Source organism: Pseudomonas gingeri, assembly GCF_013386165.1.
GTDB lineage: Bacteria > Pseudomonadota > Gammaproteobacteria > Pseudomonadales > Pseudomonadaceae > Aquipseudomonas > Aquipseudomonas gingeri_C.
The window spans coordinates 89,778-113,299 of the sequence record NZ_JACAOS010000001.1 but is presented as its reverse complement, the minus strand read 5'-3'; the positions used below and the strand labels follow the sequence as shown (position 1 = coordinate 113,299).

Below are 23,522 nucleotides of genomic sequence, written 5' to 3'. Positions count from 1 at the left end.
TGGTGAATCCAACATCGCCATCGCTGGCAAGCCAGCGTCGACCAGCTGTTCCTACAAGGCCAACGGCGCCCGCTCACAGAGGGTGTTCAACGCCGCCGCCCACTGCGGCTCATCGTTCAGGCACGGCACCAGCACCAACTCCTCGCCCCCCGCTGCAACAAACTGCTCGCGTCCGCGATCACCGATCTCCTCCAGCGTCTCGATGCAGTCGGCGACAAACGCCGGGCACATCACCAACAACTTCTTCACCCCGGCCTTCGCCAACTCATCCAAGCGCGCCTCGGTATAGGGTTCGATCCACTTCGCCCGTCCCAGCCGCGACTGGAACGACACCGACCACTGCCCCTCAGCCAAGCCCATGCGTTCGGCAAACGCCGACGCCGTGCGCAGGCACTGGGCCCGGTAGCAGGTGGCGAGCACCGCCGGCGAGGCGTTCTTGCAGCAATCGGCATCCTTGAAGCAATGACTGCCGGTGGGATCGAGCTTGGTCAGGTGCCGCTCCGGCAAACCATGGAAGCTCAGCAGCAAATGATCGAAACCCTGGGCCAAATGTGGCTTGGCACTGGCCACCAGGGCGCCGAGGTATTCCGGCTGATCGTAGAACGGCTGCAGGATGGAGAACTGCATATCCAGCTTGCGCGCCCTGACCACCCGCCGGGCTTCCTCGATCACCGTGGTCACGGTGCTGTCGGCAAATTGTGGATACAGCGGCGCCAAAGTCACCTTGCGGATACCTTGCCCGGCCAGACGCGTCAGCACCGTCTCGATCGACGGCTCGCCGTAACGCATCGCCAGTTCCACCGGGCCCTTGGTCCACTGGGTGGTCATCTGCTGCTGCAAACGACGACTGAGCACCACCAGCGGCGAGCCCTCCTCCCACCAGATCGAGGCATAGGCATGGGCCGACTGCTCAGGGCGCTTGATCAGGATCAGCGACACCAGTAACCGGCGGACCGGCCAGGGCAGGTCGATCACATAGGGGTCCATCAGGAATTGGTTGAGGTAGCTGCGCACGTCCGCTACCGAAGTGGAAGCCGGAGAACCCAGGTTGACCAGAAGCAAGGCGTGATCGGTCATGCAACGTCCTATTTCAGAGGCGGCCCGAGAGATCGTCGAGGGCCGCGGGCAGATCGTTAAACTGAAAAACAAATCCTGCCGCCAACAGCCGGGCCGGCGTCGCGCGCTGGCCACCAAGCAGCAGCAAGGACAGCTCGCCCAGACCCAGGCGCAGGACAAAGGCCGGCAGCGGCAGCAGCGCCGGGCGATGCAGAACCTTGCCCAGCGCCCTGGCAAATGCCTGGTTGCGCACCGGCTTTGGCGCGCAGGCATTATAGGGACCGCTGGCATCGCTACGGTGTAGAAGAAAATCAATCAGGGCGATTTGATCGCGCACATGAATCCAGGGCATCCACTGCCGACCGTTGCCAATCGGGCCGCCCAGCGCCAGTTTGAACGGCAGTAGCAGGCGCGACAAAAAGCCGCCCTCGGCCGCCAGCACCAAGCCGGTTCGCAGCCGTACCACACGAATACCCAGGGCCTCGGCGCGCTGCGCGGTTTCTTCCCAGGCAATGCACAACTGGCTGGCAAAGTCCTCGCTCACCGGCGGCGATGCCTCGGTCAGCTCACGCTCGCCACCGTCGCCGTACCAGCCAATCGCCGAGCCGGAAATCAGCACCGCCGGACGCTGCTCGCGCCCTTCCAGCCAGGTCAGCAGGGTTTCGGTCAACTGGATCCGGCTGCTCCAGAGCAGGGCCTTGCGCTTGTGGGTCCAGAGCCGGTCGGCAATCGGTGCGCCGGCCAGGTTGATCACCGCATCCAGCGGCTCGCCGGCCAAGTCCTCAAGATGCCGGATACCCCGGACCTGGGCACCACACAAACGCGCCACATGCTCGGGTTGGCGACTCCAGACCGTCAGACGATGTCCCTGCTCCAGCCAATACGCGCACAGCTGGCGTCCGATCAAACCAGTACCGCCGGTCAGCAATATGTGCATGATTCCTTCCTCGCGTAACGTTTTGTCGAGACCGTTAGTCTATTTTTATAAGCAGGGCTCTTTTGTTTTATTTCTCGACCGATATTTGTTTTAACAATAGGACAGAGTGAATTGACAGGTAGGTCGAAACTTATACCAAAAAACAGGATTGTACAGGTTTTGCTGACGGCGTAGTCTGTGCTGACAGGTAACGAGGCCCACCCATGACTGTACCTATCGCAATAATCGGTGCCGGCATCGCCGGACTCTCGGCCGCCCGGGCATTGCACGATGCCGGGCATTCCATCGAACTCTTCGACAAGAGCCGCGGCAGCGGCGGGCGCATGTCCAGCAAGCGCAGCGACGCCGGCGCGCTGGACCTGGGTGCGCAGTACTTCACCGCCCGCGACCGCCGCTTCGTCAAGGAAGTCCAGCGCTGGCAAGGCGAAGGCTGGGTCGCCGAATGGGACCCACAGCTCTACAACTTCCAGAACGGCCAATTGAGCCTGTCGCCGGACGAGCAGACCCGCTGGGTCGGCACGCCGCGCATGAGCGCCATTACCCGTGGCCTGCTGGGCCGGCTCCAGACCCATTTCAGTTGCCGGATCACCGAGGTGTTTCGCGGTGAACGGCATTGGCACCTGCAGGACGCCGAAGGCTACACCCACGGCCCGTTCAGCCAGGTGATCATCGCCACGCCCGCGCCCCAGGCCACCGCATTGCTGGCCGCCGCGCCGAAACTCGCCGGGGCCGCCGCCGGTGTGCAGATGGAGCCGACCTGGGCCATCGCCCTGGCCTTCGACACGCCACTGGAGACGCCGATGGAAGGCTGCTTCGTGCAGGACAGCCCGCTCGACTGGCTGGCCCGCAACCGCAGCAAGCCGGCGCGCGACAGCCACCTCGACACCTGGGTCCTGCACGCCACCAGCGCCTGGAGCAAACAGCACCTGGACCTGTCCAAGGAAGCCGTGATCGAGCAGTTGCACGGCGCCTTTGCCGAGTTGCTGCACGCCAGCATGCCGGCCCCGGTCTTCACCCTCGCCCACCGCTGGCTCTACGCCCGCCCGGCCGGCGCACGGGAATGGGGGGCACTCGCCGATGTCGACCTGGGCCTCTACGTGTGTGGCGACTGGTGCCTGTCCGGACGCGTCGAAGGCGCCTGGCTGAGCGGCCAGGAAGCGGCACGGCGACTGATGGAGCACCTGGGTTGAACCGCATCAACCCGAGCAAGCTGCTGCTGTCGAAATGGACGGCAGCCCGCCCACAGAACCGGGAAAAACATTTCCTGGTCACCGAGCTGTTCCGCGACGAACAAGGCACCGTGCTCGAAGTCGAACTGCAAGCGGTGCTGAGCCAACGCAACCAGCGCCTCTGCTGGACCCATCTGAAAGATGCCGAAACCTGGCGAATGGGCTGGTGCTGAGCAGCCCTCCGGACAAACCTGTACAAATAATTTGACTTGTACAACTCTGAACCTATGATGAACCCTAGTTGTACAAGCATTCTTGCCTGTACAAGTATTTCTTCGAGGTTCCCATGCCCGTCGCCACCGACTTGCCGCGCAAGCCCAGAATCGCCGTCAGCGCCTGCTTGATGGGCATCGAGGTTCGTTACAACGGCGGGCACAAGGAGTCACGGTTGTGCAGCCGCTCCCTCAGCGAACATTTCGATTTCATTCCGCTGTGCCCGGAAGCCGCCATTGGCCTGGGCATCCCCCGCGAACCGATTCGCCTGGTGGGTGATCCGCAACAACCCCGTGCCGTCGGCAGCGTGCACGCCGAGACCGATGTGACCCAGCCGCTGGCCGACTACGGCCAGCGGATGGCCGCTGAACTCACGGATATCTGCGGCTACATCTTCATGCAGAAGTCACCGTCCTGTGGCCTGGAGCGGGTCAAGGTCTACCAGGACAACGGCAGGCCCGCCGAAGACGGGCGCGGCATCTACGCCCAGGCGTTTTGCGCAAAGCATCCCGACTTGCCGGTGGAAGAGGACGGCCGGCTGAACGATGCGGTGTTGCGGGAAAACTTCCTGACCCGGGTCTTCGCCTACGCGGCCTGGCAGGCGCTGTGCCAGGCCGGCCTCAGCCGGCGCAGCCTCACCGAGTTCCACGCCCGCTACAAATACCTGCTGATGGCCCACAACCCGTTGCAGTACAAGGTACTCGGCCATCTGCTGGGCAGCATGGGCAAGGCCGATGCCGAGACCATCGGCCCGCGCTATTTCAGCCAACTGATGGCCGCGCTGAAAAAATGCGCGACCCGCCGCACCCACACCAATGTCCTGCAGCACCTCAGCGGCTACCTGAAACAGACCCTCAGCGCCGATGACAAACAGGAAATGCTCCAGGTCATTGGCCAGTACCACCAGGGCATCGTGCCGCTGGTGGTACCGCTGACCCTGCTCAAGCACCACTTCCGCCAACACCCCGATCCCTACATTGCCCGCCAGGTGTACCTGCAACCACACCCGGAAAACCTCAGCCTGCGAAATGCCATCTGACATGACCGACCACTCGAAAGCCCCCCTCGATTACGCCAGCGCGATGGAGCAGGGCTGGCTGCCCATTCGCGAAGTGGCCCGCCAGACCGGCGTCAACGCCGTGACCCTGCGCGCCTGGGAGCGCCGTTATGGCCTGGTGGTGCCGCACCGCACCGCCAAGGGCCATCGGCTGTTTTCCAACGAACACGTGCAACGTATCCAGGCCATCCTGACCTGGCTCAATCGCGGGGTTGCGGTCAGCCAGATCAAGCAATTGCTCGACACCGGCCCGACCTCCGTGGAGCCCGTCGCCAACGACTGGCAGGCCTTGCGCCAGGATCTGCTGCGGGCCATCAGCCAGTTGGCCGAACGTCAGGTCGATGACCGCTTCAACCAGGCCATGTCGCTGTACCCGCCCCGCACCCTCTGCGCGCAACTGCTGATGCCGCTGCTGGCAGAACTCGAACAACGTTGGCAGGGCCAGTTCGGCGGACAGATGGAGCGGGCGTTCTTCTACTCCTGGCTGCGCAGCAAGCTGGGCGCGCGGATCTACCACAACAACCGACAGCTCAAGGGTGCTCCCGTGTTGCTGGTCAACCATTCGGACCTGCCCCTGGAACCCCACCTGTGGCTGACCGCCTGGCTGGTGAGCAGCGCCGATTGCCCGGTGGAAGTCTTCGACTGGCCCCTGCCGGCCGGCGAGCTGGCCCTGGCCAGCGAGTACCTGAAAAGCCGCGCCGTGGTGCTGTATTCGAGCAAGGCCATGAACCTGACGGTCCTGCCCAAGTTGCTCGGCAGCCTGCATTGCCCGCTCGTCGTCGCCGGACCAACGGTATGCATCCATTTCGCCGAGTTGTCCGTAAGTACCCAGGAGAGCGCTGAGATGACCCTCGCCGAAGACCCCTTGTCGGCCTATCAGGGCCTGACCCGGCTCGGACTCATCTAGCGCTCTCGCCAATGACTCAAGGAACAATTATGCAACTGCTCTGGCTGCGCACCGACCTGCGCCTGCATGACAACACTGCCCTGGCCGCTGCGGCCGGTAACGGGCCGACGGTCGCCGTCTACCTGCTGACACCCGGACAATGGCAACTGCACGACGATGCCCCCTGCAAGGTCGATTTCTGGCTGCGCAACCTGCGGGAACTGAGCACCGCCTTGGCGGCGCTGAATATCCCGCTACTGATTCGCCACGCCGACACCTGGGAGCAGGTGCCCGAAGTGTTGGGCACCTTGTGCCAGTCGCTGAAAATCGCCGCCGTGCACGTCAACGAGGAATACGGCGTTAATGAAAGCCGCCGCGATCAGGCGGTAGCACGGGCGCTTGAAGCCCAGGGCGTGAGTTTCCACAGCCACCTGGATCAACTGTTCTTCAAACCCGGCAGCGTGCTGACCCGCACCGGCACCTACTTCCAGGTCTTCAGCCAGTTCCGCAAAGTCTGCTACAGCCGCCTGCACAGCGCCTTGCCACGCCTGGTCAGTACGCCCAAGGCCCAGGCGGCGCTGGCCTTCGGCGCCGATCCGTTGCCGAGCGCCGTCGAGGGTTTTGCGCCCCCCAGCCAGACCCTGCGCGACCTCTGGCCCGCTGGCGAGGAAGAAGCCCGGCAACGCCTGGCCACCTTCGCCGAGCAGCAGATCGACTATTACCAGAGCGAACGGGATTTCCCCGCCAAGCCCGGCACCAGCCAACTCTCCGCCTATCTCGCGGCCGGCGTGATCTCCCCTCGCCAGTGCCTGCATGCGGCCCTGCAAAGCAACCAGGGCGAATTCGAAAGCGGCAGTGTCGGCGCCGTCACCTGGATCAACGAACTGCTCTGGCGTGAGTTCTACAAACACATCCTGGTGGGCTATCCACGGGTCTCCAAACAGCGCGCCTTCCGCCCGGAAACCGAAGCCCTGGCCTGGCGCCAGGCCCCGCAGGAGCTGGCGGCCTGGCAGGAAGCGCGCACCGGCCTGCCGATCATCGACGCGGCCATGCGCCAATTGCTCGAAACCGGCTGGATGCACAACCGCCTGCGAATGGTGGTGGCAATGTTCCTGACCAAGAACCTGCTGATCGACTGGCGCGAAGGCGAGCGCTTCTTCATGCGCCACCTGATCGACGGCGACCTGGCCGCCAACAACGGTGGCTGGCAATGGAGCGCGTCCACCGGCACCGATGCGGCGCCCTACTTCCGGATTTTCAACCCGTTGAGCCAATCGGAGAAATTCGACCGCGAAGGGCTGTTCATCAAACACTGGCTACCGGAACTGGCCGGCCAGGACAAAAAGGCTGTGCATAACCCGGCCGCCCTCGGCGGCCTGTTTGGCCTGGCGAATTATCCACAGCCCATGGTCGACCTCGGCAGCAGCCGCGAACGCGCCCTCGCCGCCTTCAGGAACCTGCCACAACGGCTGGAAAGTGGAGGCGCCCATGACTGAGTTCCTGCACCATTTCGCCCGGCAATTCGTCCTGCTGGACAAGGACAACCTGCACCGCCTCGGCGACCTCTACAGCGATGAAGTGCTGTTCACCGACCCGCTGCACGAAATCAGCGGCGTTGTGGACCTGCAACGCTATTTCGCCCAGATGTACGCCTCGATCAGCGAGCTGCAATACAACATTCACGGCCTCGATCACGTTCGTGAAGGCGAAGGCTACCTACGCTGGCATATGAGCTATCGTCATCCGAGACTGGCCAGAGGAAGGCCTATTCACGTCGACGGCTGTTCGCATCTGTTGTGGTTCGACAAGGTCTATCGGCATCGCGACTACTTCGATGCCGGGGCCCTGCTGTATGACCATGTGCCGCTGCTGGGGCATGCCACGGCCTGGTTGAAAAGGAGATTGGGATGAGCATTACACCTCCACGACGTGTCTGGCTCACCGGCGCCAGCAGCGGCATCGGCGCCGCCATCGCTGAAGTCCTGCTCAAGGCCGGGATGCACCTGGCCGTCAGCGCCCGCAGTGTCGAACCGCTGCAAGCCCTCGACAAACGTTATCCCGACCAGGTCCTGCTGGTGCCCGGCGACCTGACCGACAGCCAGCAGGTCCGCGAAATCGGCGAACGCATCACTCACGTCTGGGGCTCCCTGGACACGGTGATTATCAACGCTGGCACCTGTGAATATGTCGATGCCCAGGCCTTCGACGCCTCGGTCATCGAGCGGGTGGTGCGCACCAACCTGCTGGCCAGCAGTTACTGCATCGAAGCCGCCTTGCCGTTGCTGCGCGCCGGCGACCAGCCGCATCTGGTGGGCATCGCCAGTTCGGTCACCTTCCTGCCGCTGCCACGGGCCGAAGCCTATGGCGCGTCGAAGGCCGGGATGCGTTATCTGTTCGAGTCCCTGCGCATCGACCTGGCCCACGAAGGTATCGCCGTGACCCTGGTCAGCCCCGGTTTCGTCGACACCCCGCTGACCCAGAAAAACGACTTCCCCATGCCGCTGAGCTGGTCAGCAGAAAAAGCCGCCGGCCATATCTGCGAAAAGCTCAAGCGCCGGCCCCTGGAAATTGCCTTTCCGGCGCTGTTCATGGCCGGCCTCTGGCCCCTCTCGCGCCTGCCCAAACGGCTGCAACTGGCCATCGGCAAACGCATGGCCCGCACTAGCACCCCAGACCAGGGTCAGCCATGAAAATTGCCCTGATCGGTAGCGGTATCTCGGGGTTGACCTGTGGCTATCTGTTGAGCCGCCAGCACGACATCACCCTGTTCGAAGCCGCCGACTGGATCGGCGGCCACACCCATACCGTGGATGTGACAGTCAATGGCCGCAGCTATGCCGTGGACACCGGTTTCATCGTGTTCAACGACTGGACCTACCCGAACTTCATCCGCCTGCTGAGCAGCCTGGGCGTGGGCTATAAAGCCACCGAAATGAGTTTCTCGGTACGCGACCCGGCCGCGAACCTGGAATACAACGGCAACAACCTCAACAGCCTCTTCGCCCAGCGACGCAACCTCTGGTCACCGGGGTTCTGGGGCATGCTGCGGGACATCCTGCGCTTCAATCGCCAGGCCCTCGATGACCTTGAGCAGCAACGCATCGCCAGCGACACCACCCTGGGCGACTACCTGCGCAAGGGCCACTACGGCCAGCGGTTTATCCAGCACTACATCGTGCCCATGGGCGCGGCGATCTGGTCGATGTCCCTGGCCGACATGCTCGGTTTCCCGCTGCAACTGTTCGTGCGCTTCTTCAAGAACCATGGCCTGCTGTCGGTGAGCAATCGCCCGCAATGGAGGGTGATCGAAGGCGGTTCGCGGCAGTACATCGAGCCGCTGGTCGCCGGATTTCGCCAGCACATCCGCCTCAACTGCCCGGTGAGCCGGGTCGAGCGCGATGAGCACGGCGTGACGATCCACAGTGCCGCCGGCAGCGAGCGCTTCGACAAAGTGATCTTCGCTTGCCACAGCGACCAGGCGCTGCGCCTGCTCGCCGCCCCCAGCGAAGCCGAACGGCAGATCCTCGGTGCCCTGCCCTACGCGGAAAACGAGGTGGTGCTGCACACCGACACCCGCCTGCTGCCGGACCGCCCGCTGGCCTGGGCCAGCTGGAACTATCGCCTCGGTGGCGAAGGCCAGCGCCTGGCCGCCGTCACCTACAACATGAATATCCTGCAGGGCATCGAGAGCGATACTACCTTCTGCGTCAGCCTCAACCAGGGCGCGGAAATCAATCCGCTGAAGATCCTCGCCCGCTACACCTATGCCCATCCGCAGTACAGCCTGGCCGCCGTCGCCGCGCAGAATCGTTGGGAAGAATTATATGGCACTCAACATACCTATTATTGCGGCGCCTATTGGGCCAATGGCTTCCACGAAGACGGTGTGACCAGTGCCCTGCGGGTCGGCGCCGCCTTTGGTGAACAGCTGTGAACAGCGCCCTGTACAGCGGCTGGATCAGCCACCGGCGCTTTTCACCGCGGCCCCATGCGTTCCGTTACCGGATCGGCCTGCTGTACCTGGACCTCGACGAACAGGACGCCGTGCTCGGGCTCTCGCCCCTGGCCGGCAGCGGGCGCCTGGCGCCCTTCGCCTTTCGCGAAAGCGATTACCTGCGCACCTTCACCGGCCAGGGCATGCGCCTGATCGATGCGGTTCGCCAGCAGGTCGGCGCCGCCCTGGGGCAAACCCCGCAAGGCCCGATCCGCTTGCTGACCCAGGCGCGCAGCTGGGGCCTGGCGTTCAACCCGGTGAGTTTCTTCTACTGCCATGACCTCGACGGGAAACTGCTGGCGATTCTCTGCGAAGTCACCAACACCCCGTGGGGCGAGCACTACCACTATGTGCTGCCCGCCGAAGGCGGCGGCCACCAGCACGTCAGCGTGGCCAAGGGTTTCCATGTCTCGCCGTTCCTGCCCCGGGACCTGGAATACCGCATGAGCTTCAGTCCACCCGCCGAACGACTCGGTGTGCACATGGCCGACTGGCAGGGCGAGTCGAAGGTCTTTGACGCGACCCTCAGCCTGCACCGCGAAGTCCTCGACCGCGCCAGCCTGCACCGTTACCTGCGGCGCTTTCCCTGGATGACCGCGAAGACTTGCCTGGCGATCTACTGGCAAGCCCTGCGCCTGTTTCTCAAACGCACACCGATCTTTTCCCACCAGGCCGCCGACGGCGCTTTCAGCCTTGCCGCCACGCAAACCGAGGAGCGACACCATGAGTAACGCCATGAAAAGTTCTAGCCTGGTGGCCAGGGCCAATCGATTCAGTGCCAACAGCCTGTCCAGCGCAGTCTTGCGCCGGGGCGTGCTGCGCCAACTGAGCCAACTGCGCCACGGCCAGTTGCTGATGGTCGAAGACGGCGAGCGGCAAGTGTTCGGCCAGCCCGATGCCAGCCGCCAAGGCGAGATCCATATCCACGACCCGGCAGTCTGGGGCATGGTCGCCGGCAACGGTTCCATCGGTGCCGGTGAGGCATTTATCCATGGCTACTGGAGCAGCCCGGACCTGACCGCGGTGGTCCGGGTGTTTGTCAGCAACCTGGACGTGCTCGACGCCATGGAAAGTGGCCTGGCACGACTCGGGCGGCCGTTCATCCAGGGCCTGCACTGGCTCAACCGCAATACCCGCAAGGGTTCGCGGAAAAACATCGAGGCCCATTACGACCTCGGCAACGAGCTGTTCGAACAATTCCTCGACCCGACCATGATGTATTCCGCCGCACAGTTCCTCAGGGCCGACGACAGCCTGGAACAGGCCCAGTTGAACAAACTGGAACGGATCTGCCAGAAACTCGCCCTGCAACCGAGCGACCACCTGCTGGAAATCGGCACCGGCTGGGGCAGCATGGCGATCTATGCCGCACAGCACTATGGCTGCAAGGTGACCACCACCACCTTGTCCCGGGAACAGTTCGCCTATACCCGGCAACGTATCGACAGCCTGGGCCTGCAAGAGCAGGTCACCCTGCTGCTGGAAGACTACCGCGACCTCACCGGCCAGTACGACAAGCTGGTCTCCATCGAGATGATCGAAGCAGTTGGCCACCAGTTCCTGCCCAGTTATTTCAAGCAGTGTGCGCACCTGCTCAAGAGCAACGGCCTGATGCTGCTGCAGGCCATCACCATCCGCGAACAACGCTATGAACAGGCGAAGAACCAGGTCGACTTTATCCAGCGCTATATCTTCCCCGGCGGCGCCTTGCCCAGCGTGCAGAAGATGCTCGAAGTGGTCAGCCGCGAAACCGATATGAACCTGCTGCACATGGAGGACTTCGGCCTGCACTACGCGCGCACCCTGCGCCTGTGGCACGAGAACTTCCGCCGCGCCCACGGTCGCCTCGGCGAACTGGGCTACGACGACTATTTCCTGCGGTTGTGGGAGTTCTACCTGTGCTACTGCGAAGGCGGCTTCCTCGAACGCACCATCGGCACCGCCCAGTTGCTGCTGGCCAGGCCGACAGCCCGGACGCAGCCGTTGCTCGGGCACTTCGACAGCTAAACGCCGTACAGCTTCCCGAGCGCCGGCCCGGATGCCCTAAAGCTGACGCAGTTGCTCACGGACCACGACTTCGCGCTCCACGGCATTGAAAAACAGCTGGCGCGCCATGCCCAGGCTGATTTCGCTGCGCCAGATCCGGAACACCTCCAAGGCTCGCCCGGGTTGGCCTTGGCGGATGCGTTCAAAGCGCTCCTGCTCGGCCCGGGCCTGCGCCTTGACCCCGACAAAACGCTCGGCCCAGCGTTTCAGATGGGCGCCATGGGATTGTGGCTTGCCGTCCTTGCCCAAGACGCCGCGCATCACGAACAACTCCTCCGCGGTGGCTTTATCGGGATAGTGGAAATGTGCCACCCAGATATTCTTGCCAGTCGCCTTGTCACGCACCACATATTCCTGGAGAAAATCATCTTTCCCCAGTTTTGTGCGCGGCCCGTTGCGAAAGATCTCGACCTCGCTGTGCTCCTTGAGAAACAGCAGCCGTTCGGTGTCCGGCGCACTCGATTTGGTCACGGCAATGCGCGCCAGCAACCCCTCATGCCTGACGGTCCCGGCCTGGAGACGCAATTCCGAGGCCTGAACCTTGCCAGCGGAGATTTCGCTTTGCGCCACGGAACTGCTCGACTCAGCCAGCGCACGGTCGATTTGCCCGGCCAGCGCCTCCAGCTCCCGCGCCCGGACTTCGAGCACATCCTGCAGATAGACCGGGTCCTTGGCGACAGGGATCTGCCGCTTGGCCATCTCGACCTCTCGGACAGCCAGGCGGATTTGGCTCTCGGCCATCTGCACCAGACGCTTGAGGCCCGGCTGCGGCTGGGGTTTGGGTAAGGGGGCGGCCGCCGGCTTGGGCAACGGCTGCCAGTAGCCATCCCCTTCTTCGACAAAGGAGTCCATCGGTTGGCCGGTCTGGGGATCCCTCAACTCGACGACCTCATGGCCATCATGAGGCGTGTCTCGAACATAACCGTAATAGTTTTGCTTGCGCCGGGTACGGATGAGTTTGCGGCGGGCTCCGGCAGGTGCCGGCGGCACGTCGGGTTCTTCCTGCGCAGGCGCCTGCGCCTCGATGCGCTCGACCAGGCTGCGCTCGGCCTCCTGCTGCAACTCGACCAGGCGCCGGGCAAATAGATCGCCCCAGACCAAACGGCTACCTTGCGCCAACAAACCGCTCTTGTACTCGACCATGGCCAGTGCTTCGTTGTATTGACTGATGCAGGTGTTGAGCACCTCCATGTCCGCCTCGGCGGACAGCGGCGAAGCGGATCGCTCATCCAGAATGGACTGGGAGGCCAAGGCATTGCGCAGATCGTCGAGTTTTGTCCAGATATCGCTCTCGAGTTGCCGCGCATCCAGTTCCTTGAAGCAATACAGCGCGAGCCGGCACGCCCTGATGGCTTTCAAGCCACGCACATTGCTCCCCTCGCCCCTCATATCGTGGATGGCCTGGTAATCCGTCAACTCCTGATTGCGATAACTACCCAGCTCGGTAAACGCCTGCTTCTCTCGCTCTGCCCAGTCGATATACAGGTCCGAAGCACGGTTTTCTCGTTGCTGTATCTGTAGCATTTCCGGCAAGACCCGGCCCGAATCATCCTCATAGGACAAGCGCTCCATGACCCGATGGAAACGCAGTTCGATGATCTTTATCGCGTCCAGGGCAAGTTGCATCCCCATGACAAACCGATGCAAGGTGTCAAAGAGTGCCCCCTTGTATCCCCGCACAAATACCGCCTCGTTCATCCGCAGCGCACTGATCTGTTGCTCGTAACCCTCGATAAAAATTTTTACCCGGTCGCCGACCCGCTCCATTCGGGCGAACCACTGCTGGGTGGTATAGCGATCAGGATTGCGTTCCATCGTCGTCAAAGCCTGCTGCTCGGGAAACAACGCTTGTGCCCGCTCCCGCTGCACCGCATCGAGCCGGTCATGCTCTGCCATGAAGCGCTCACGAACCGAGTCCCTCTGTTCCTGCTCCCGACGTTTCTCCTCAAGCAGGGCGGCTCTTCTCTTCCCGACGCTCGCTCCCGGGCGCCCCGACCCGCCGCGCAGACGCAGCTTCAAGTCCGGCGTCCATTTCCCCGTGCCATCGTTTTTCAGGTAGAAGCCTTCGCTACGAGCGTCCGGCCCGATCACCTGAACATTGCCCTCGCTATCCACCTTCACAGCAAACAGCCAGCCGCCGAAGTAGGCGGCCAAGCGGTTTGACTCCTTCAATCGGATCAGCCCCTTCTGGTCGCCGGACGCGATGACCTCCCCCAGGGTCTGCGGCTCGGGCCAGGGATAGGGGTAAATCTTCAAGGTGAACGAACTGACCGTTGGACGCGAGGTGAGCGTGCCGGGTGCCACGGGGTTATCCAGTTTCATCGACAACGGCCTGTCCGGCCCTTCGCTGATCGTTGCCCGGGTCGGCGAGCGCTGGCCCTCCTCTATCGGGATCCGCTGCGGTGTCTTGGCCCGCGCCTGCCGATGGGTCAAGCGATGCCCGAGAATAAAGGCAATGTTCACCAGTACATCGGCCCAGGCACTAGCCTTGGCCCCGGGGTCCTTTTCCTGCAGTCGCCGAAAGTCGCTATCGACACTGGCGACCACGGCGAAAATCCAGCCGGCCACCGCCGCCGGACCGCGGATAAACATCAGCCCCACATTGAACAGTTGCCAGGCGCCCTCCTTCAGGGTATTCCAACGCAATTCGGCATTGGACACCGATTGCCGGTCCGCCAGGGCGATCAGGGTGCTGGCCATCGAGACGAACAGGTGATGCAGATAATCGCCCTGGACCACCGCGTCATCCAGCGTGGCCGGCGCCACCGACAGTAACGCGGCAAAATCGTCCTCGAACGAACGTCGCAGATGGGGCTCGGCAAAACCGCCATTGGCATAGGTGCGCCGGGCCTGATCGCTCAACCAGGTCAGAATGCTGTCCTGCACTGCGCCGGGTTGCTTGAGTGCCTCGAACAGGGCCGTCAACGTCGGGTATTGCAGCAGCGGCTCGACGGCAGGCGTGGGACGGCTGTCATTGTCGTGGGGACAGAAGTTCTTGCCCGGTGCCGACTGGAACTTCTGGAAGGCCGCCGCCTGTGGACCGGCCTTGGCGAGCAGGGGCCGATAGAGAATGAATGGACCCTGGTGAAGGTCCCTCGGCCCGATAATGAACATGGATGCCACGACGTCCGCAGTCGCGCCGGTTTCGGCCTTGAAGGCCAGGGGGCGCAGGACAATCTCCTGGCCCGCCACCTGGCGCTTCGCCGCCTCGGGCTGCAATAGCGCTTCAACCGTGCGGTATCCCGACTCGTCGAAGTTCGCTTCGCCGCGGATCTTCAGCTCCAGCGCCGCCATGGGCAACTGCACCCGCAGTTGCTCGGTGAAGAGTTTTTCCCGACGCAGGGCCTCGTCGGTGTCGTCGATCAGCTTGGCCCGCAATGCATCCAGATAGGTCTTGCCGATGTCCACGGCAGTGACCAGCCCCCTGACATAGTCCGGAGTCAGCCATTCCGGCAGCGGCTTTTCCACGCCACAGTGGCGAATACTGATGGCCATGTCCGCATGCCGAAAGCCCCCGAGATTCTCCAGGGCAAAGTCCATCAGGCTCATCCGCACTTTTTCCACCATCCCCGGCGCCCATCCCCCGCCTCCGCCCCCGGTAATGGCCACCGCGATGGGCTTGTCGAGTACCAGACGAATATCATCGGGGTTGGCGATATCGGTGGTTTGCGGGTGGTCCTCAGCCATCTTCTTGAGCAGCGCCTTGGTGGCAAAGTCCGGCAGATCACCGACGTCATCGAGAAAGGCCTGGCCGCCCGACGCGCGCTGCACATCGGCCAGTTTTTCCAGCAGGGCACGGTAGGCGCCGATGTCTTCGCTCGACGCCCCCAGCAACCAGTGCGGCAAGCCGTCACTGAGCGCCGCCAGCGCTTCGGGCAACTCAACCACCACATGGGGCGCTGCCTGCACCGGTGTAAAAAACCAGCCATCGGGACGGGTAATCCCATCGAGCCGGTGCTGGTAGTCCTCAAGCGTCCACTCGGCGTGGAGCCCGATCAACGAAATTTCCTGAAGCTGGTTTTCCAGCAGGGTCTCGGCAAGGCTGGCGAAAGCCTGTTCCAACTGCAGGTCCGGGTCACCCTGCTGCCAGAGCAGGTGCTGGCGATACTCGATATTCCGACCGTTGGCCCGAGGCCCCATGAACAGGGGCACCAGTTGCCCAAGATCGGTGGTATCGGCCCTGAAGAGACCTTTGGCCAGGCTGAGCACCAGCGGCGTCGGTTCGATCCCCCGCTCCTTGCGGCGGGCCACCAGCACGGGCAAGGCTTCAGGATAAGCGCCGCCCCAGGTGTCCTTGCTCACCGCCCGGACCCCATAGAGGGCAAGCTGCTGCTCGGGCTGTTGCAGATCGATCGACAGAAAGGCTCGATGCTGTTCACGATCGGCGGACAGTATCCGCACCAGTATCGTGCTTAGCCGACGAAGACGGCTGGCGCCTTGCCCATCTTCCGCGTTCCAGTGGTCGACCAATGCCTGTTGATAGAGTTGCAGCAGGATATCGCCCCACGACCCCAGAACAGTCTGGATGGCCGATGCATCCACTATCAGCCGCTCGCCGGGCAAACTGTCGAGCTTGATCTCCAGCACATGCTCGGCGGTAAAGACCGGCGCGACCCCGATCATGAAATGCTCGAGCACAAGGTCGATCACGGCACGGTATTGATACCCCCCCGAGAACCTTTTTCCATCGCGCTCCAGCCATTGAAGCTTGCCGACATACAGACGCGAGGCATTGCGCTGCGGGTCCCAACTGCGAAAAAAATAGCCCTGGATGGCCGACAAGGCCACTTCCCGCAACGTCGGCGGGTGAGCGAAAAGCGCCTTGGCCGCCTCGATTTCGTGTAGCAACGACGGGCGAAGCGGCGTGCTGGTATCAGTCATGTCTGACTCCCTTCAAATAGGACAAATGAGCCTGGGCTCCAGCGCAACCAACCGGAACCGAGCACAGAGAGGGGAGTAGACAAAGAAACAGGGCAGCACAGGGTGATATCCGGCTATCGCCAGGCGGTTTATTCAGGCATACGGACTCACGGCACTGGCATACACTGGCGCCCATGACGACTATCCCCCTGACCGACCTCACCGAACCTGCGATCAGTTGCTCTTCCTGCGCGGCCTGCTGCTGCCGCCTGGAGGTCATGTTGATCACGGATACCGGGGTCCCCGAGCGCTACATCGATATCGACGACTGGGGCGGCGAGGTGATGTTGCGCCTGGACGACGGCTGGTGCGCGGCGCTGGATCGCGACAGCATGCGCTGCACCATCTACGAGAAACGTCCGCTGATCTGCCGGGAATTTGAAACCGGTTCACCGGACTGCCTGGAAGAGCGCCGCGGAATCGCCACCGCCTATCGCTGAATCGCAGGACCGAATCAGGGCGATTTCATCCCCGAGTCAAAGACACGTCTCATATCTCCAGTGAACCCGCTCAATCCAAACTTGGGACCACATGTCACAAGTAGCGGGCAACTCAATGTTGCCCCCGGATCCTGAGATCACTGACTCATGAAAACCCTCGACCCTCCCTGTATTTCTCCACCCTGTGCAACGGATAACGGCCCGGTGCCGACCGACACCGCGTCGCTTCAGTCCCAGCAGTTGCTGTTGCTCAATAGCGCCAATGCGCAAGTGGCCGCCCTGCTCGATGAGTTGCCTCGCCCGGCCATGCCCGAAGTGACTCCGGCGACGGACACGCTTGGGCAGATACGCCAACTGCAACAGGATTACCTGGCACAGCTGGAGCAGTTCTGGACCCAAGCCCATGGCACCACCGACGGTTTACCCGCCGATCAATGGCTGGCACTGAGCCTGGAGACGCAACTGCGCAGTGAGGCGCAACTGCTCAGCATCGATGGGACCCTGGATATCGAAGACCGGCAACTGATCGATCAGGTACTGAGCCTGCCCACACGGGAACAACGGGAAAGCGCCCTGCCAGTAGCGCCCTGCGTCCATCGACCCGGGGTGTACGGCATTGCCTTCCTGGGAGCCCACTCCCCAGACACCAGCCCATGGCCTGGCGCCTTCGTGATCACCCGCCGCGACGGCGCGCCTCTACCGGACAGCGATCCCGACCCGAAGCAGTTCAAGGGCAAGAAAGCGGTCGAGACCCACAGTGATCTCGGACCGGTCGTGCTCTACACCCTGGAATATGGTTTCGAAGCCTTTGCCTCCCTCAAGATCCTGCACAGGACACTGCTGGTGCGAGTCGGGAAAAAAATCGCGGACCGTTTCAGCGCCAGCGATGACAAGCACGAAAACCTGTTCGCCTGGCAGGTCCGGTTACTGCGCGACACCCAGCAAAGGAGGCTGAACGATGAGTTTGCCGCCTCCCCGGCGGACACCTCGAAGGCCATGCTGAAACGCCTCGAAGCCGCCGCAGACCTGCGGCGCATCCTGGATATCGGCGCACGCCTGAATCGGCGCTCGCAAGCCTTGCAATACCGGGTCTGGCGACAAGTCTTCAAGGAGGCCAACAGGCAGGACTGGCAACGCTACAGGCTGGTCGCCGGCCAAGTGCAGGCCGGCCGCCTGGCGCTGGCCCTGGCATTGATCAATGCGCTGCCGCCAAACTCGCCCAACGACAGCGTCGACAGGCTGCTCATCCCGGACCAGGCCGCACTGGATGCCATCGTCCAGGCACTGAGCGAGGAGCCGTCGGTTTCGACCACCGCGCAACGGGCACAAACGATCCGCGATACCTGGCAATACGCCAATGCCGCCTGCCTGCAACTGGCGCTCCTGGACGCCACGCTCCATGGCCGAATCCCTGAGCGCCAGCAACAGTGGATCGAGGTGCTGCTCGACTACCCGGACCCGGCCACTCGTCCCAAGCTCGGCACACACGCCATCATCGCCAATGCGCTGGGCTTATGGGTGCCTCCCGAGAATGGCCAGAGCACGTTGCATATCATTGGCGGCGGCGTGCTCGCGATCACCAGCGCGGATCCGGACGACCCTAGTGTGCTGCTGCATACCCCGGACTCAGCCGATGGCATCGACCTCAAGGTACTGAGCCAACGCGCTGACCTGGACCACTATTTCCAGGAACCGCCGTGGCGGGACTATGTTGCCGCGCGACTGAGAAAATCGACTACGCCCACCCTGGAGTCGCCGCCCCCGGGGAACGCCGCTCACATCCAGCTGATCCCGATGCCGGGCAACGTGCAGCAGTGCCTCTACGAAATACAACGCGACGCGCTGATCGAGCAGGCCCGCCGGCGTCTCCCCGGCAAGACCGCCAGTGACCGGCAATCACTCTTCGAGCAGTGGGCGTTTGGCACCGTCGTCGCTCAGAAGAGCGCAGGCTTGATCAGCACCTTCCTGCCCGCAAAGGATTGGCTGCCACGCATCAGGGCGAGCGGAGAAATAGACATTGCCACGCTGTCGGGCACCGCCAACACCGACACCCGGCCACCCACGAGTACGGACATTGCCACCCTGGTCAGCCAGACGGGGGCCGACGGCAAGACCTTGCTGACGGCCGGCCCGCGACTGCAAGCGCTCCCTCCAGTCAGGCTACGGTTGTTGGGCGGGGCGCCGACGGGGCCATTCATCGGCGGGCAATTGCCGCCTGTCGTGTCACTGCGACTTTCAACCATCGCCAACCTGGTTCGCCTGGGGTCCTGGAACCCAATGGTCATGGACGTCATTGTGCCCCTCATGCCCTGCCTGGCAGAGTGGCCGCCAGGCAGCAGCCTGGTGATTATCGACGCCAGCGAACCGGGATTTGGCTGGTCAGTACGCTACCGCAGTGGTCTGCGCGAAGACACCTATGGATACCGGGTAAACCCGGAGTTGTTCGGCGCCCTCCATGATGTGCTGCTCTACCGATACAGTCCGAATCACTATCGCGTCTGGCTCAATGGCCGACCGCTGGACGTCCCCGCCGGTGAAGACAGCTTCTTTTATGCCGTGGCCCTGTCACTGAACCAGGACCAGGACCAGAACAACAGCAGGTTCACGGTCGAGAGACTGCGTAATGCCGCCGCCGATCATATCGAACGCAATCCGGATATCGTGCCCTTCGTGATCTCGGAGCATCTACCGCTCTATTCCAAGGCACTTGAACGTTGCCTGGAGCTGAGTGCCTGGCTGGGCGAAGGCGGCTATCGCGAGTTGACCGCCATCCTCAAAGGGGGCCCCAATCCGTACGGTCTCTTTCAGCCGGCCATCCGTTACCTGGAAACGATCTTGCCGTCCCATTCATCGAGGATCAGCGCCGCCGTCGATGATGCGTTCAATTCCATTCAAGAGCGCCATAACCTGCGCCCGCTGCCCGCCGAAATACGCCAGGTCATTGATCGCTATATTGACGCCGCCCCTCGTCCGGAACTGTCCTTGTGGGTCGACGAACCGAAACGCCGGGCGCTGCTGGAAACGCTGCTGGCTGGACCCTCACAAGCGGCAGACCTCGATTTTCTAGTTCACCGTACCTTCATTTTCAATAACAACATCCGGCAGATCCTGCTGGAGTATGGGGTGACGGCCACCCAACTACGCCTGTATGCACTCCAGCACGTGGGCAATCAGATCAGCGCACGGCGTGACTTGCTAAGAAGCGTGCTCGGTCGCGTCCCTGCGCTGCTTGAGCGGGTCGATATCCTTTTCAGTTCAGCGACCTTGACCCCGCCCCTGGAAGAGGGGCTCAACATCCATCAAATCGCCCATGTGCTAAACGATCCGAACATCTCGACGGACAGACTACGATTGATCGCCCGCTGCGCGGATGCCGGCATCATCCGCATCAACCTGCTGGAGAACGCCGACGGGATAAAGTCCTTGGCTGATGACGTGGTGTCCCGACTCCTCGACCATCAGCAGAACCTGCTGGCGTTGGCCAGGCAAATGGGCTTCCAGGAAATCGCGCCCCTGCTTTTACCCTTCAAGAGCGATCCCCCTTCATGGAGCCGACATCAATTCCAGTCGACCGTTTTGGCCAATGCCAGGCTCCGGCTTCTGCTCGATACCCCCGAGCTGTTTGCCTCCCTCAGGAAGCGATCGGGGCGAGTCGTCGACAAGATGTGGACCCAACTGACCAGCAACACCCATGACAATGCCAGGATTCGACATGCACTCACCAACCCGCGCCGCACGCTCAGCAGTCTGTCCCAACTGAGCAGGGTGCTGCACTCAGCGCTTCCGAACACGCAAGAGGCCAGACCGTCGACGCGGCCGCAACCGGCCTGGCTGAGGGGATATGAGATGCCGAGCCCATCGACGCTGGAACGGTCTGAACCGGATGCGCGAGGCCTGTATCGCACGCCGAGCGACAGGACGTACATCCTCTACGAAGGTCTGCGTTACGAAGTCCGGGCCTTCCGCGACCGCTTTCGAATCATCCATGCCAGCGAAGGTTTCAGGCGTTCGACCTATGAAGTGCAGCGTCGCGCCGACGGTTCGTGGCAACTCATCGACACCCCGGGTCTGGGCGGCGATGTGCGCCGGCCCTATCCCTCCATGGCCGAGCAATCCCAAACCCAACGCAACGCCTTCACCACCTTGGGCCAGGCCGCACAACAGGAGTGGCAAAGGCTCGGAGCCGACTCCTCGAGGGCCGGCCAGGTCCCCGATCTCAACGCCATCGAATCCAGTGCCGATGGCTACACGATGGAACTGATCAGCCCGGACGGTGCCCCACGCCAACACCTGGCCCTGGATAAATCCAGCGCGCTGGCCAAGCTTTCGACACGTATTCGCAGCACCCTCGACACGCTCCACCGACACTTCGAGTTCCAGGGCGGTCAGATGCAGCCGCGCCCGGGCGTCACCCACCACGAGATGGTCCATGGCCTGGCGCAACTCGATGGCCTGAACAGCCTGAATACCGGCTTCGCGCTGTTGCTGCTCAATAGCGGCAGAGGCCATGGCTTGTCGGCGGAACTGTCCAGTGCGGTCCAGGTGCAGTTCTACACCCAACTGGCCCAGGTGGTGGTCGGCGTCGCCTGCGATAGCAAAGTACTCGCCCAGGCGATTTACCTCGGCCTGAAGGATGCCGGGCACCTCGGCGCCGATAGCATCAGCCTGCTGGACAAGGCCGGTCGAGGTATCCACCTGGCCGGCAAAACGCTGACCCTGGGTGGATTGTTGGCCGCCGGCAATGCCTTGCTGGTCCTGGCCAGCCTGGGGGTGGACAGCTACCTGCTGGCCCATGCCGAGAGCACCGAGGAAAAAGCCACCTACGGTACCCACGTCGGGCTCGATACACTCGCGCTGGGCACGGTGCTGGCCGGGTTTGCCGAGGGCGCCGAGTTCCTCGGGCCGCTGTCGATACCGCTGGCAGGCCTGGGCCTGGGCGTCAGCAGCCTGGTGTCGGTGTTTGTTGCCAAGGCCCAACAGGTCCTGAGCACGGGCGAGCAATTCACCCGGGAGATCCAGGCCTATCGCAGCGGTTATGTCGAAGATCCGGAAACCCATGGGCTACGCCTAGACGGTCCCGTGGTGGTGACCCATCTGGATCAGCGCAACGGCCAGGTCTACCTGGGCAGCCCGAAGATCTACGCTGTCGACAATTCAGCTTCGGGCGATCCGCGGGTGCTGCTGGATGAACACCTGGCGATTGATCTCGGCCTGGTCCTGGAACTTCCCGGGCAGAGACCGTTGCCCGTTTCGGAGAACATCCGCGTCCTGCATCTGCCGGTCACGGCCGAGCACACCTATCTGCCGCAATATGGCTGGCTGCTGGGCGCAACTCAGCGCAATGACGCAGAACTGCAGGTGTTCAAGGCGCTTGAGCAAAAGACCCAAGGCCAGTTCATCGAAGCCGAATGGGTCGCGGTGTTCCAGAAGGTCGTGGACAGGCTGGAGCCTCGCTACCACCCCACGCGTATCCGCGTCAGCCTGGGACAGAGCGCACCGCCGTTGATCATCGGCGACTTGACGCAAGGGGGTCAGTATCTGCGCTACGACATCGAAGGCCAGGGCAGCCAATATGACCTCTACCTGAGTGACGGCGCGACGATCAATCTGTCCAACTGCGCCAGCTCACAGCCCTCCACCTGGGTGCTGCACACCGATCACCTGAGTCGCCCGGACGACCTCCAGCTTGAGCCCGGCCGGCTGACGGTGGGCGGCGTTGTGGTGCAGGTCGAGGGCAAGGAGATCCTGTATGCGGTCAACAAACTCGACGAGGCCTACCGACTGGATCTTGCCGACGGGCGCTGCACGCTGGTGACACTGAGCGCACGGGACCACGAGAGCATGAGTACGCTGGTGCAACGCCTGCAAGCACTGCAAAGCCGTCAGCAACTGGGTGCATCGGTGCTGATCGAGGACCTGTCGGTGCCCGACTGTCCGGGGCGGGGCATTTACTATCGACCCGCCGATGGCAGCTTTGCGGCCATTCCCGTGGACGGGGAGGATCACGGCGAGGAGCTGTATCAGATCCCGACATCACCCGAAATGCTGGTGATCGCCCCCAGCCCGCAGCGCGAGAAGGTCCAGGAGGCCGCCGCGACACTGACCGCACTGAGGGACTATCTGAACGCCGAGTATCGGAAGTTCGGCGGGCGCTCGGCGGGGTTCTGGAGTGCCCAGCCCGCCGACGGCTTGCCAGGCAACGAGCAGTGCTACGGCGATTATCTGCGTGCGCAATACCGGCTGGAAGTTCAGCGCGCACGCTTGCGGGGCGGCTACTCGGACGCCGTGTACTCAATGCTGCTGCAACTGCTGCCCTGGCACGAGCGCGACCCATCGACCCCGGGGCCGCGCCAGGTGCAGGTGCACCGCTTGAGCATCAACGGCTATCCGTCCGATGACATCCTGGTACTCGGCGATCCCCATCAGGGCACGCTGCTGATGCACGTGCCAGCATCCACCTCGGCATTGAGCGAGTTCAGTGGCACCCGCGAGCTCAAGGCCTGTGTGCAAAGGTTGGCCGCCGCAGACCCGACGCGCCAGGCGCTACAGGAACACTTCCCCCAGCGCTGTCGTGCCAGTAATCACAGTGCCCTCTGGGGCTACACCGGAACGGACGAGGCGCTGGAAAAACTCGGGGACAACGGCGATTGGAGCTGGGTCCAGATCGACCGCTACCCCATTGATGAAGACGATGTGTTCGCCGCATTGGCCAGCCTCAAACGCCAAAGCGAAGGTGGCTGACAA

Annotated in this window: 15 protein-coding genes; 12 read left to right on the top strand and 3 right to left on the bottom strand. The window is 62.9% G+C overall.

Translation table 11 applies throughout. The features are described 5' to 3' along the window. Positions 1-51: 51 nt before the first annotated feature. Both hemH and HX866_RS00475 read right to left on the bottom strand, forming a co-directional pair. Positions 52-1,077, bottom strand: coding sequence for a ferrochelatase (hemH, locus tag HX866_RS00480; RefSeq protein ID WP_177093228.1), 1,026 nt, complete (start codon positions 1,075-1,077; stop codon positions 52-54). A gap of 13 nt (positions 1,078-1,090) precedes the next feature. Beyond that, on the bottom strand, positions 1,091-1,993 hold the full coding sequence (locus HX866_RS00475) for a TIGR01777 family oxidoreductase (RefSeq protein ID WP_177137728.1): 903 nt from the start codon (positions 1,991-1,993) through the stop codon (positions 1,091-1,093). A gap of 203 nt (positions 1,994-2,196) precedes the next feature. On the opposite strand from HX866_RS00475, the gene HX866_RS00470 reads away from it, so the two are divergent. From HX866_RS00470 to HX866_RS00425, 10 genes are all read left to right on the top strand, one after another. Continuing rightward, complete coding sequence (locus tag HX866_RS00470) at positions 2,197-3,183, top strand: NAD(P)/FAD-dependent oxidoreductase (RefSeq protein WP_177093230.1); 987 nt, start codon at positions 2,197-2,199, stop codon at positions 3,181-3,183. Then, positions 3,180-3,395, top strand: coding sequence for a TIGR02450 family Trp-rich protein (locus HX866_RS00465; protein WP_177104614.1), 216 nt, complete (start codon positions 3,180-3,182; stop codon positions 3,393-3,395). The genes HX866_RS00470 and HX866_RS00465 overlap by 4 nt, the downstream gene beginning before the upstream one ends. A 113-nt stretch (positions 3,396-3,508) precedes the next feature. Continuing rightward, positions 3,509-4,474, top strand: coding sequence for a YbgA family protein (locus tag HX866_RS00460; protein WP_177137727.1), 966 nt, complete (start codon positions 3,509-3,511; stop codon positions 4,472-4,474). Between the two features lies 1 nt (position 4,475). Then, the gene (locus HX866_RS00455; RefSeq protein WP_177137726.1) at positions 4,476-5,399 is read left to right on the top strand and encodes a MerR family transcriptional regulator; all 924 of its coding nucleotides are present in this window, start codon (positions 4,476-4,478) and stop codon (positions 5,397-5,399) included. Between the two features lie 29 nt (positions 5,400-5,428). Continuing rightward, positions 5,429-6,874, top strand: coding sequence for a deoxyribodipyrimidine photo-lyase (gene phrB / locus HX866_RS00450; protein WP_177104620.1), 1,446 nt, complete (start codon positions 5,429-5,431; stop codon positions 6,872-6,874). After that, positions 6,867-7,289, top strand: coding sequence for a nuclear transport factor 2 family protein (locus HX866_RS00445; RefSeq protein WP_177093235.1), 423 nt, complete (start codon positions 6,867-6,869; stop codon positions 7,287-7,289). Before phrB ends, HX866_RS00445 begins: the two co-directional genes overlap by 8 nt. Next, a complete protein-coding gene (locus HX866_RS00440; RefSeq protein ID WP_177093236.1) occupies positions 7,286-8,068 on the top strand; it encodes an SDR family NAD(P)-dependent oxidoreductase in 783 nt (260 codons plus the stop codon). The genes HX866_RS00445 and HX866_RS00440 overlap by 4 nt, the downstream gene beginning before the upstream one ends. Further along, positions 8,065-9,312 carry an NAD(P)/FAD-dependent oxidoreductase gene (locus HX866_RS00435; protein WP_177104622.1) on the top strand — a complete coding sequence of 416 codons (1,248 nt, stop codon included), beginning with the start codon at positions 8,065-8,067 and terminating at the stop codon, positions 9,310-9,312. Before HX866_RS00440 ends, HX866_RS00435 begins: the two co-directional genes overlap by 4 nt. Next, entirely contained in the window at positions 9,309-10,103 is a 795-nt protein-coding gene (locus tag HX866_RS00430) for a DUF1365 domain-containing protein (RefSeq protein ID WP_177093238.1), read from the top strand. Before HX866_RS00435 ends, HX866_RS00430 begins: the two co-directional genes overlap by 4 nt. A 4-nt stretch (positions 10,104-10,107) precedes the next feature. After that, positions 10,108-11,379, top strand: a complete 1,272-nt coding sequence (locus tag HX866_RS00425; RefSeq protein WP_177137725.1) for an SAM-dependent methyltransferase — start codon at positions 10,108-10,110, stop codon at positions 11,377-11,379. Positions 11,380-11,415: 36 nt separating this feature from the next. Here the strand turns inward: HX866_RS00425 and HX866_RS00420 are convergent, their stop codons facing one another. Further along, positions 11,416-16,299: a dermonecrotic toxin domain-containing protein gene (locus HX866_RS00420; protein ID WP_177137724.1), complete on the bottom strand. Its 4,884-nt coding sequence runs from the start codon at positions 16,297-16,299 to the stop codon at positions 11,416-11,418. A gap of 173 nt (positions 16,300-16,472) precedes the next feature. Between HX866_RS00420 and HX866_RS00415 the strand changes: the two genes are divergently transcribed. Further along, positions 16,473-16,778 (top strand): YkgJ family cysteine cluster protein, encoded by a 306-nt coding sequence (locus HX866_RS00415; RefSeq protein WP_177093241.1) that lies wholly within the window; start codon positions 16,473-16,475, stop codon positions 16,776-16,778. A 147-nt stretch (positions 16,779-16,925) separates the two neighbouring features. Continuing rightward, positions 16,926-23,519, top strand: coding sequence for a TcdA/TcdB pore-forming domain-containing protein (locus HX866_RS00410; protein ID WP_177137723.1), 6,594 nt, complete (start codon positions 16,926-16,928; stop codon positions 23,517-23,519). The last annotated feature ends 3 nt before the right edge of the window (positions 23,520-23,522 follow it).

Coding starts and splice junctions, on each gene's coding strand:
- hemH (WP_177093228.1), bottom strand. CDS start 1,077: ATGACCGATCACGCCTTGCTTCTGGTCAACCTGGGTTCTCCGGCTTCC.
- HX866_RS00475 (WP_177137728.1), bottom strand. CDS start 1,993: ATGCACATATTGCTGACCGGCGGTACTGGTTTGATCGGACGCCAGCTG.
- HX866_RS00470 (WP_177093230.1), top strand. CDS start 2,197: ATGACTGTACCTATCGCAATAATCGGTGCCGGCATCGCCGGACTCTCG.
- HX866_RS00460 (WP_177137727.1), top strand. CDS start 3,509: ATGCCCGTCGCCACCGACTTGCCGCGCAAGCCCAGAATCGCCGTCAGC.
- HX866_RS00455 (WP_177137726.1), top strand. CDS start 4,476: ATGACCGACCACTCGAAAGCCCCCCTCGATTACGCCAGCGCGATGGAG.
- phrB (WP_177104620.1), top strand. CDS start 5,429: ATGCAACTGCTCTGGCTGCGCACCGACCTGCGCCTGCATGACAACACT.
- HX866_RS00445 (WP_177093235.1), top strand. CDS start 6,867: ATGACTGAGTTCCTGCACCATTTCGCCCGGCAATTCGTCCTGCTGGAC.
- HX866_RS00440 (WP_177093236.1), top strand. CDS start 7,286: ATGAGCATTACACCTCCACGACGTGTCTGGCTCACCGGCGCCAGCAGC.
- HX866_RS00435 (WP_177104622.1), top strand. CDS start 8,065: ATGAAAATTGCCCTGATCGGTAGCGGTATCTCGGGGTTGACCTGTGGC.
- HX866_RS00425 (WP_177137725.1), top strand. CDS start 10,108: ATGAAAAGTTCTAGCCTGGTGGCCAGGGCCAATCGATTCAGTGCCAAC.
- HX866_RS00420 (WP_177137724.1), bottom strand. CDS start 16,299: ATGACTGATACCAGCACGCCGCTTCGCCCGTCGTTGCTACACGAAATC.
- HX866_RS00415 (WP_177093241.1), top strand. CDS start 16,473: ATGACGACTATCCCCCTGACCGACCTCACCGAACCTGCGATCAGTTGC.
- HX866_RS00410 (WP_177137723.1), top strand. CDS start 16,926: ATGAAAACCCTCGACCCTCCCTGTATTTCTCCACCCTGTGCAACGGAT.